Origin of the sequence: Asticcacaulis sp. (assembly GCF_020217185.1) — a bacterium.
GTDB lineage: Bacteria > Pseudomonadota > Alphaproteobacteria > Caulobacterales > Caulobacteraceae > Asticcacaulis.
The window spans coordinates 1-10,000 of record NZ_JAIWNX010000173.1 but is presented as its reverse complement, the minus strand read 5'-3'; the positions used below and the strand labels follow the sequence as shown (position 1 = coordinate 10,000).

The 10,000-nt window shown below is 61.0% G+C and carries 9 protein-coding genes; 6 read left to right on the top strand and 3 right to left on the bottom strand.

The genetic code is table 11. The annotated features are described in order from the left end of the window. Positions 1 to 105 precede the first annotated feature (105 nt). The 4 genes from rpoC (at position 106) to LDL37_RS08565 (ending at position 5,277) form a co-directional block, all read left to right on the top strand. Positions 106 to 4,290 carry a DNA-directed RNA polymerase subunit beta' gene (gene rpoC / locus LDL37_RS08580; protein ID WP_290796774.1) on the top strand — a complete coding sequence of 1,395 codons (4,185 nt, stop codon included), beginning with the start codon at positions 106 to 108 and terminating at the stop codon, positions 4,288 to 4,290. 130 nt (positions 4,291 to 4,420) lie between these two features. Next, entirely contained in the window at positions 4,421 to 4,894 is a 474-nt protein-coding gene (locus tag LDL37_RS08575; protein ID WP_290796771.1) for a hypothetical protein, read from the top strand. 6 nt (positions 4,895 to 4,900) lie between these two features. Beyond that, positions 4,901 to 5,119, top strand: a complete 219-nt coding sequence (locus LDL37_RS08570) for a helix-turn-helix transcriptional regulator (RefSeq protein ID WP_290796768.1) — start codon at positions 4,901 to 4,903, stop codon at positions 5,117 to 5,119. Then, the gene (locus LDL37_RS08565; RefSeq protein ID WP_290796765.1) at positions 5,116 to 5,277 is read left to right on the top strand and encodes a hypothetical protein; all 162 of its coding nucleotides are present in this window, start codon (positions 5,116 to 5,118) and stop codon (positions 5,275 to 5,277) included. Before LDL37_RS08570 ends, LDL37_RS08565 begins: the two co-directional genes overlap by 4 nt. Here LDL37_RS08565 and LDL37_RS08560 read toward each other — a convergent pair whose 3' ends face one another. Continuing rightward, positions 5,278 to 6,462 carry an NAD(P)/FAD-dependent oxidoreductase gene (locus LDL37_RS08560; RefSeq protein ID WP_290796762.1) on the bottom strand — a complete coding sequence of 395 codons (1,185 nt, stop codon included), beginning with the start codon at positions 6,460 to 6,462 and terminating at the stop codon, positions 5,278 to 5,280. It abuts the gene before it with no gap. Between the two features lie 126 nt (positions 6,463 to 6,588). Between LDL37_RS08560 and LDL37_RS08555 the strand changes: the two genes are divergently transcribed. After that, positions 6,589 to 6,894 carry an SCP2 sterol-binding domain-containing protein gene (locus LDL37_RS08555; protein ID WP_013480446.1) on the top strand — a complete coding sequence of 102 codons (306 nt, stop codon included), beginning with the start codon at positions 6,589 to 6,591 and terminating at the stop codon, positions 6,892 to 6,894. A gap of 136 nt (positions 6,895 to 7,030) precedes the next feature. On the opposite strand, the gene LDL37_RS08550 is transcribed toward LDL37_RS08555, so the two are convergent. Both LDL37_RS08550 and LDL37_RS08545 read right to left on the bottom strand, forming a co-directional pair. Then, positions 7,031 to 7,720 (bottom strand): MBL fold metallo-hydrolase, encoded by a 690-nt coding sequence (locus tag LDL37_RS08550; protein WP_290796758.1) that lies wholly within the window; start codon positions 7,718 to 7,720, stop codon positions 7,031 to 7,033. A gap of 72 nt (positions 7,721 to 7,792) precedes the next feature. Continuing rightward, the gene (locus LDL37_RS08545; RefSeq protein ID WP_290796755.1) at positions 7,793 to 9,433 is read right to left on the bottom strand and encodes an amino acid permease; all 1,641 of its coding nucleotides are present in this window, start codon (positions 9,431 to 9,433) and stop codon (positions 7,793 to 7,795) included. Positions 9,434 to 9,625: 192 nt separating this feature from the next. Here LDL37_RS08545 and LDL37_RS08540 point away from each other — a divergent pair. Next, positions 9,626 to 10,000, top strand: a 375-nt coding sequence (locus tag LDL37_RS08540) for a DEAD/DEAH box helicase (RefSeq protein WP_366509229.1), incomplete at its 3' end; no start/stop codon positions are given.

Below are 10,000 nucleotides of genomic sequence, written 5' to 3'. Positions count from 1 at the left end.
CGCTCCTCCCCTGCGTAGCGGGGGAGGGGGACCACGAAGTGGTGGAGGGGGCCTGCCCCCGCATCGCTGCCCACTAAGTTCTAATGACGGAAAGCTGGAATTCATATGAACCAGGAAGTCCTCAATATCTTCAATCCGGTCCAGGTCGCCCCGACCTTCGACCAGATCCGCATCACCCTGGCCTCGCCCGAAAAGATCCTGTCGTGGTCGTTCGGTGAGATCAAGAAGCCGGAAACCATCAACTACCGCACGTTCAAGCCGGAACGTGACGGCCTGTTCTGCGCCCGTATCTTCGGTCCGACCAAGGACTACGAATGCCTGTGCGGCAAGTACAAGCGCATGAAGTACAAGGGCATTATCTGCGAAAAGTGCGGCGTCGAAGTGACCCTGTCGCGCGTTCGCCGTGAACGCATGGGCCATATCGAGCTGGCGTCGCCGGTCGCGCACATCTGGTTCCTGAAGTCGCTGCCTTCCCGCATCGCCATGTTCCTCGACATGGCGCTGAAGGACGTTGAGCGCGTTCTGTACTTCGAAAACTACATCGTCACCGAGCCGGGCCTGACGCCGCTGAAGCTCAACTCGCTGCTCAGCGAAGACGAGTATTACCGCTATCAGGAAGAGTTCGGCGACGACAGCTTCACCGCTGAGATCGGGGCCGAAGCCATCCGCAACATGCTGATGTCGATGGACCTCAACGAAGTCGCCGACAAGCTGCGCGCCGAGCTGGCCGACAATCCGTCGGAAATGAAGGCCAAGAAGGCCTCCAAGCGCCTCAAGCTGATCGAAAACTTCATCGAATCCGGCAACCGTCCGGAATGGATGGTGCTGACGGTCGTGCCGGTCATCCCGCCTGAACTGCGCCCGCTGGTGCCGCTGGACGGTGGCCGTTTCGCCACCTCGGACCTCAACGACCTCTATCGTCGCGTCATCAACCGTAACAATCGTCTGAAGCGCCTGATGGAACTGCGCGCGCCGGACATCATCATCCGCAACGAAAAGCGGATGTTGCAGGAATCGGTCGATGCTCTGTTCGACAACGGCCGTCGCGGTCGCGTCATCACCGGCGCCAACAAGCGTCCGCTGAAGTCGCTGGCCGACATGCTGAAGGGTAAGCAGGGCCGCTTCCGTCAGAACCTGCTTGGTAAGCGCGTGGACTATTCCGGTCGTTCGGTTATCACCGTCGGTCCGGAACTGAAGCTGCACGAATGCGGCCTGCCCAAGAAGATGGCGCTGGAACTGTTCAAGCCCTTCATCTATGCGCGTCTCGACGCCAAGGGCCTGTCGGGCACCGTCAAGCAGTCCAAGCGCATGGTTGAGCGCGAGCAGCCGCAGGTCTGGGATATCCTCGAAGAGGTCATCCGTGAGCACCCGGTCCTGCTCAACCGCGCCCCGACCCTGCACCGCCTCGGCATTCAGGCCTTTGAGCCGAAGCTGATCGAAGGCAAGGCGATCCGTCTGCACCCGCTCGTCTGTTCGGCCTTCAACGCCGACTTCGACGGCGACCAGATGGCCGTCCACGTGCCCCTGTCGCTCGAAGCGCAGCTTGAAGCGCGCGTGCTGATGATGTCCACCAACAACATCCTCAGCCCCGCCAACGGCAAGCCGATCATCGTGCCGTCGCAGGACATCGTGCTGGGTCTCTACTACCTGTCGCTGGTCAAGGACGGTGAGTTGGGTGAAGGCATGATCTTCGCCGACCTCAACGAAATCCAGTCGGCGCTCGATGCCGGCGTGGTTTCCATGCACGCTAAGGTCAAGTGCCGCTTCACCGAAGTGGACCCGGACGGCGTTCAGCGCACCCGCGTCATCGACACGACGCCGGGCCGCATGAAGATCGCTGCCCTGCTGCCGCTGCACGCCTCTATCGGCGTCCGCGTTCTGGAAAAGAACCTGACCAAGAAGGAAATCGGTAACCTGATCGACGTGGTCTATCGCCACTGCGGTCAGAAGGCGACGGTGATCTTCGCCGACCAGATGATGGCTCTGGGCTTCAAGGAAGCCGCCCGCGCCGGTATCTCGTTCGGTAAGGACGACATCGTTATCCCTGAAACCAAGCACGGCATCGTCGAAGAGACGCGCAAGCTGGTGGAAGAATACGAGCAGCAGTACGCCGACGGTCTGATCACCAAGGGTGAGAAGTACAACAAGGTGGTTGACGCCTGGTCCAAGGCGACCGACCGCGTGTCGGACGAAATGATGAAGGAAATCAGCCGCAAGCTGAAGACCGACGATGGCCGTGAAAAAGAGATCAACTCGATCTACATGATGGCCAACTCCGGTGCCCGTGGTTCGCAGGCCCAGATGAAGCAGCTCGGCGGGATGCGCGGCCTGATGGCCAAGCCAGACGGTTCGATCATCGAAACGCCGATCATCTCGAACTTCAAGGAAGGTCTGACCGTTCTTGAATACTTCAACTCGACCCACGGTGCGCGTAAGGGTCTGGCCGATACGGCTCTGAAGACCGCCAACTCCGGTTACCTGACCCGTCGTCTTGTGGACGTGGCTCAGGACTGCATCATCATGGAAGAGGACTGCGGCACGACCAAGGGCATCACCATGCGCGCCGTCGTCGAAGGCGGTGACGTGCTGGTGTCTCTGGGCGCGCGCGTCCTCGGTCGCACCACGGCCGAAGACATCAAGGACGTCGCTTCGGGCGAAGTCGTGGTCCCGGCCGACACCTATGTCGATGAAAACGTCGTCGATCAGATCGAAGCCTCCGGCGTTCAGTCGGTCAAGGTGCGCTCGGTCCTCACCTGTGAGGCCGAACAGGGCACCTGCGCCGCCTGCTACGGTCGTGACCTGGCCCGCGGCACCCGCGTCAATATGGGTGAAGCGGTCGGCGTCATCGCGGCTCAGTCGATCGGCGAACCGGGCACGCAGCTCACCATGCGTACCTTCCACATCGGCGGTACCGCTCAGGTGGCCGAGCAGTCCTTCTATGAGACGACGTCGGACGGCGTGATCAAGCTGTCGGCGGCTCCGACCGTCCGCGGCTCGCACGGCGACCTGATCTCCATGTCGCGCAACCTGATCATCACCATCCATCACGATGGTAAGGATCGCGAAACCTATAAGGTGCCCTACGGCTCGCGTCTGCGCGTCGAGGAAGGCACCGAGGTCAAGAAGGGCCAGCGTCTGGCGGAGTGGGACCCCTATACCACCCCGATCATCACCGAAGTCGGCGGTAAGATCCGCTTCGAAGACCTGACCGAAGGTCAGTCGGTCCGCGAGGAAACCGACGAAGCCACCGGCATCACCAACCGCGTCGTCACCGACTTCCGCGCCTCTTCGCGCGCGGCGGATCTGCGTCCGACGCTCGGTCTGGTCGATGACAGCGGCGCCTATAAGCGTCTGTCGAACGGGGCCGAAGCCCGCTACCTGCTGCCGGTCGGGGCCATTCTCTCCGTCGGCAATGGCGACGAGGTCCGTCCGGGTGAAATCATCGCCCGTATCCCGACCGAAGGTGCCAAGACCCGCGACATCACCGGCGGTCTGCCGCGCGTCGCCGAACTGTTCGAAGCCCGCCGTCCGAAGGATTGCGCCGTCATCGCCGAAATGGATGGCCGCGTCGAATTCGGTCGCGACTACAAGAACAAGCGCCGCATCAAGATCACTCCGGAGGACGGTGGCGAACCCGTCGAATTCCTGATCCCGAAGGGCAAGCATATCTCCGTCCACGACGGCGATATCATCCAGAAGGGCGACTACATCATCGACGGCAACCCGGATCCGCACGATCTGCTGCGTATTCAGGGCGTTGAGGCGCTGGCCGAATACCTCGTCAACGAGGTGCAGGAGGTCTATCGTCTGCAAGGCGTGCCGATCAACGACAAGCACATCGAAGTCGTGGTCCGTCAGATGCTGCAAAAGGTCGAAATCCTGGAGCCCGGCGATACCGGCCTCATCAAGGGCGATCAGCTCGACAAGGGCGAAGTGGAAGCCGAGAATCTCAAGGCCGAAAAGCGTGGTGGTCGTCCGGCCCTCACGGCTCCGGTCCTGCTCGGTATCACCAAGGCCTCGCTCAACACCAAGAGCTTCTTCTCGGCCGCTTCGTTCCAGGAGACGACGCGCGTTCTGACCGAAGCCTCGGTGCAGGGCAAGATCGACACCCTCGACGGCCTGAAGGAAAACGTCATCGTCGGCCGTCTGATCCCGGTCGGCACCGGCGCCTACCTGCGCCGCCTGCAACGCATCGCCATGAAGCGCGACGAGGCTCTGGCCCATCAGCGCGAAGAGACGATGGAACCGCTGCCGGCGGAAGTCCTGCTCGAAGGCCCTGCGGCCGAGTAGCAGGGGCTCGCCCCTGCACCCTTAACCGGGTGCAAACGGTTCTTCCCATCGTAAAATCAGCCTCCGGGGTTCGCTCCGGAGGCTTTTTTCGGTTCTTGACGATATGTCACCCATGGGTTACATGTAACCTATGGGTTATATTTCTGGGGCAACCGACGTGGATAATGAAAAGCGGATTGAGCAGGCCGAAAGACAGAGACTCTGGCGGCGTCTGTTGCTGGCCATTAATGGCGTTACCTATTTTGCGTGGATTGGTTCGCAAGGTTTACACCAGACCGGCCTCTTCGGCTGGTCCCCGCAACAGTGGAGCCTCATTCAGACACTCAGTTGGCCGATCTGGGCGACGAGTCTGGCGGGCGTTTTCGTGCAGATGGCGTGGTTGCGACGCAACCGGCAGGTGACACGACTGATCGACGACGAGCGCACCGCCTATGTCACAAGATACGCCTATCAAGGGGGATATTGGGGGTTGTTACTGGCGGTCGCAGCCGTTTATGCGGCGACCTTCTTTACTCAGGTGGATGCCCGCGTCGTCCTGCCGCTACTGCTGGCAACGGGGGTCACGCTCAATTCGTTTATCTATGCCTGGCTTTACCGGGGATAGGGCCCAATGCACGAAGTGAGGCTTAAAAACCGTCTGAAAGATATCCGTTCAGCCCGCAATCTGACGCAGGCCGATCTGGCCGTGATGGCCGGTGTATCGCGCAAGACAATCAATACCATTGAAAACGAGGTCTTCGTGCCTTCGACCCTACTGGCGCTCAAAATGGCCGAGGTGCTCGATTGTCGTGTCGAAGACCTGTTCTATCTGGAAGGAGGCTCCCGATGAACTGGATGCAGGCCGATAAACAGTATCGGAAAAAGCGTTTTGAGAAGGCTGAGCAGCGCCGCAAGGCCATGATGCAGGTGGCTGTCCAGATTGCGTTATGGAGCGGCACTTTAGGGGGTATGGCCTGGCTGGCCAGTCTGGCCCTCCTTGTGCGGTGATCACAACGCCTGACCGGCGGCCCAGCCCGAAGACCAGGCCCACTGAAAATTATAGCCGCCCAGCCAGCCCGTAACGTCCAGCGCTTCGCCAATAACGTACAGGCCGGGACAGAGCAGACTTTCCATGGTTTGCGAAGAGATTTGCCGGGTGTCAATCCCCCCCACGGTCACCTCGGCGGTGCGGTAACCTTCGGTGCCGTCGGGGATCAGCGCCCACGGCTGCATCAGGGCCGTCAGCGCGCTTAAGCGCTTATCCGAAAGGTCGGCAATGCGCGTCTCAGGGGCGATAATCGTGGCCTCCAGAATGCGCTCACTGAGGCGCGCCGGCACGAGGTCGGGCAGAACATTGCCGATATGCTGGCGCGGCGTGGATTGGCGGCGCTCTTTCAAAACGGCCAGGGCGTCGGTGCCCGGCAGGAGGTCGATTTCCACCGTCTGTCCCGGCGTCCAGAAGGAGGAAATCTGCAACATGGCTGGCCCCGACAGGCCGCGGTGGGTAAACAGGAATCCATCCTCAAACACCGTCTTACCGATGCGGGCGCGTGCCTGAAGAGAGACGCCGGAAAGCCCTGAAATATAATCGAGTTTTTGTCCGCCCAACGTAAAGGGCACGAGGCCCGCACGCGGGCCAATCAGCCCATGTCCGAAGCGTTGCGCCACCTCATAGGCAAGGCCCGTCGCGCCCATCTTGGGGATGGACAGCCCGCCAGTGGCCAGCACCAGCTTCCTCGTCTCGATCACGCCATCCGGCAGGGACAGACGAAACCCCTCTGGCGTCTTGTCGAGCCCCTGCACCGGGCTTTGCAGCCACAGTTCGCCGCCGTGGGCGCGCAAGTCACCCAGCAGCATGTCGATAATGTCTTTGGCCGAATGGTCGCAGAACAACTGGCCTTCGGTCTTGTGATGATAGGGGATATTGTGGGCGATGACGCGGTCGAGAAAATCCCACGGTCCGAAGCGTTTCAGCGCCGATTTGCAGAAATGCGGGTTTTGCGACAGATAGTGTTTGGGCGCGGCCTCAAGGTGCGTAAAGTTGCAGCGCCCGCCGCCGGAAATGCGGATCTTCTCCGCCGGGGCCCGCGCATGGTCGATGACGACCACCTTGCGACCGCGCTTTGCCGCTTCGATGCCGCACATCAATCCGGCGGCACCGGCCCCGATTATGACCGCATCAAAGCTACGCATGGACTTATCCCGAAAAATTTACCGCGACCTGACGCTTGGTCACGCTTGTGTCTGAAAAAATTGCCGTTAAGGTCAAGTCCGACGGCGTCAACTCAAGCGCCTTACACACACTCAGAGGAAATGACCATGTCCGATCTGGCCGCCATTACGCAAAAAATCACCGCCGCTGTGGGCGAAAACTCCGGTCTGGGCAAGATCGTGAAGCTCGACTTCGGTGACGATGGCAAGATCCTGATCAATGCCGCCAATGTGCCGAACGTCGTCTCCAACGAAGACGGCCCCGCCGATACGACGGTCGTCGTCTCCATCGACAACCTGAAGGCGCTGGCGCAGGGCCAGCTCGATCCGATGATGGCCTTCATGCAGGGCAAGCTGAAGATCATCGGCGATATGGGCATCGCCCAGAAGCTGGTGCCGCTACTCAAAGGCTAGAGCGCATTCCGAAAAGTGTGCAACGGTTTTCGGAATCAAATGCGCGACAAAACAAAGGTTAGAGCGGATTTCGTTCAATCTGCACGAAATCCGCTCTAACCCTCGAAAGCCCCGTTTCAAAACGGGGCTTTTTCTATTACCCCGGCCCCGACCGATTGGGGGCCGACTGCGCGATCACGCGGTCGCCGACAAACGGATTATGGGCGCGTTCGGCTGCGAAACTCGACATCGGGCCGTGGCCGCAGACGAACTGCACATCCCCCAGCGGCCAAAGCCGCGTGGTGATGGCGTTGATCAGGTCGGCATGGTTGCCGCGCGGAAAATCGGTACGCCCGATCGAGCCGCGAAACAGAATATCCCCCACCTGAGCGAACTGGCTTTCGGGGTGGTAGAAGATGACATGGCCCGGCGTATGGCCGGGGCAGTGGATCACCTGCCATTCGGTTTCACCCAAGGTCACTGTGTCGCCGTGCGTGAGCCAGCGCGTCGGCTCGAAACTGCGGGCGTCGTAAATCCCCCAGCGCTTGGCGTCTTCCGGGATGCGCTCGATCCAGAAGCGGTCGCCTTCGTGCGGACCTTCGATGGGTGCGCCCGTCGCCTCATGCAGGGCCTGCGTGCCGCCCGCGTGGTCGGCGTGGCCATGCGTCACCCAGATTTTCTCAACCGTCAGGCCGCGCCGCTTTATTTCGGCCAGCACCGGCTCGATATCGCCGCCGGGGTCGATCACGGCGGCTTTCTGCGTTTTCGTACACCACACGACGGTGCAGTTCTGCTGTAGCGGCGTGACGGGGGCGACGAACAGACGGATAGGGGGGGCAGCGGTCATCGGGTTTCCGGCAATGAAAAGGCTCCGGCCAGATATGACCGGAGCCTTGGTAAACTACAAGCCTCAGAAGGCCTATTTCACGTCATCGACGCCCTTGCCGAAGGCTTCGGCCGGCGACGCCAGATCGGTGTCTTCGGTAATGTCGATACCCTTGGCGAGCTTCGACTGCCAGAAGCCATAGAGGGCATAGATCAGTGCCCCGACGATGGCATAGACCACCAGAATGGTCAGCGGCAGGGTATTGCCCTTCATGGCGTGATCGACCATCGGCGCAAAGTTTTGCCAGGCGAGGAACAGACAGGCGAGAATGCCAAGGACCGCCGTGAAGATACCACCGGGCACTTTGAACGGACGCTCCATTTCCGGGTGGGTAATACGCAGGAAGATCACCGAGAAGCAGACGATCGAGAAGGCAACCGCCGTGCCCAGCGACACCAGATCACCCAACAGGCTGATCGGCAGGAAGGCGGCCGCAATGGCGATCATGATGCCCAGAACGATGGTGCCCAGCCACGGCGTGCGGAACTTCGGGTGGATCTTGGCGAAGACGGCGGGGATCAGGCCGTCGCGCGCCATGGTGTAGAAGATACGCGTCTGACCGAAGCAGAGGACCAGCATCACCGACGACAGACCGGCCACAGCGCCGATCTTGATCAGCAGGCTGATGGCGTTCATCGTGCCGGTTTCCGTCCACGGGGCCGAGAAGTTGGCCCACGTCAGCGCCATACGGTCGATAGCCACCGCGATCGGGGCGGGGCTGGCCAGTTCCTTGTACGGCACGACGCCGGTCATGACGGCGGCGACGGCCATGTAGATAAGCGTACAGATGATCAGCGCCCCCAGAATGCCGACGGGCACATCGCGCGACGGGTTCTTGGCTTCGGCGGCGGCGGTGGACACGGCTTCGAAGCCGACATAGGCGAAGAAGATGATGGCCGCACCGCGGAAGATGCCGCTGATGCCGAACTCGCCCTGATTGCCGGTGGGTTCAGGGATAAAGGGGTGCCAGTTGGCCGGATTGATATAGGTGACGCCCACCGCGATGAAGGCCAGCAGCACGATAATCTTCAGGACAACGATGGCGTTGTTAACATTGGCCGATTCCGACACGCCCAGAACCAGCAGGCCGGTTACCAGAGCGATACCGATGGCCGCAATCAGGTTGAAGGTGCCGGTCATCATCATGGTGGTGTGGCCGGAGTCATTGGCCACCGCCTGAACCAGCGGCGTCGCCCACATGGCCGCCGGGTGCGAGGGGTCACCTCCGGCCAGGGCTGGCAGGTGGACGCCAAAATCCGCCAGGAGACTGACCACATAGCCGGACCAGCCGACGGCGACGGTGGAAGCGGCAATGCCGTATTCCAGCACCAGCAGCCAGCCCATGATCCACGCGAACACTTCGCCCATAGTGCCATAGGCATAGGTATAGGCCGAGCCCGATACCGGCATGGTCGAAGACAGTTCGGCATAACAAAGGCCGGCAAGCGCACAGGCTATACCGGCCACAACGAAGGAAATCATGATCGCCGGACCGGCATTGGCCGAGGCGACCTGTCCGGTCAGGACGAAGATGCCGGCGCCGATAATGGCCCCGACGCCCAGAGACATGAGGTTGATCGGGCCGAGCGTGCGCTTGAGCGGACTCTTGGCCGCTTCTGCCTGAATCTTGGCAATGGACTTTTTCAGGCCCAGCCGAGCAAATATATTGGACATGCGTCCCCCAAATGGTGCGACAGAAGGGCTGCGCCCTGACGCAAACCCTTAACGAAACCGTGACGCTAACGTCATCTTGTCGCTTTGGCAACGACATATATTTACACATTTCGCGCCTTGCGTCTGCAAACTGTTTGGGATTGCCGACAAACGACGCTCACACTTTGCCCCAAATCGGAGTAGATGAGGCATATGCTGCCCATTGAAGAGATTTTTGCGCCGCTGAGGGCCTTTCTGGCTGAGCGCACGACCGCCATACTGATCGCGCCGCCGGGGGCGGGGAAGACGACGGGCGTGCCTCTGGCCCTGCTCGATGAGGCGTGGCTGGCCGGGCAAAAGATCGTGATGCTGGAGCCGCGCCGGCTGGCGGCGCGGGCGGCGGCCATGCGTATGGCTGAGGTTTTAAGCGAACCCGTGGGCCAGACAGTCGGCTACCGCGTTCGTGGCGACAGCCGGGTGTCGAAACAGACGCGCATCGAAGTCGTCACCGAAGGGGTGTTTTCGCGGCTGATCGTCGATGATCCGGCGCTGGAAGGCATTGGCTGCGTCATTTTCGACGAATTTCAC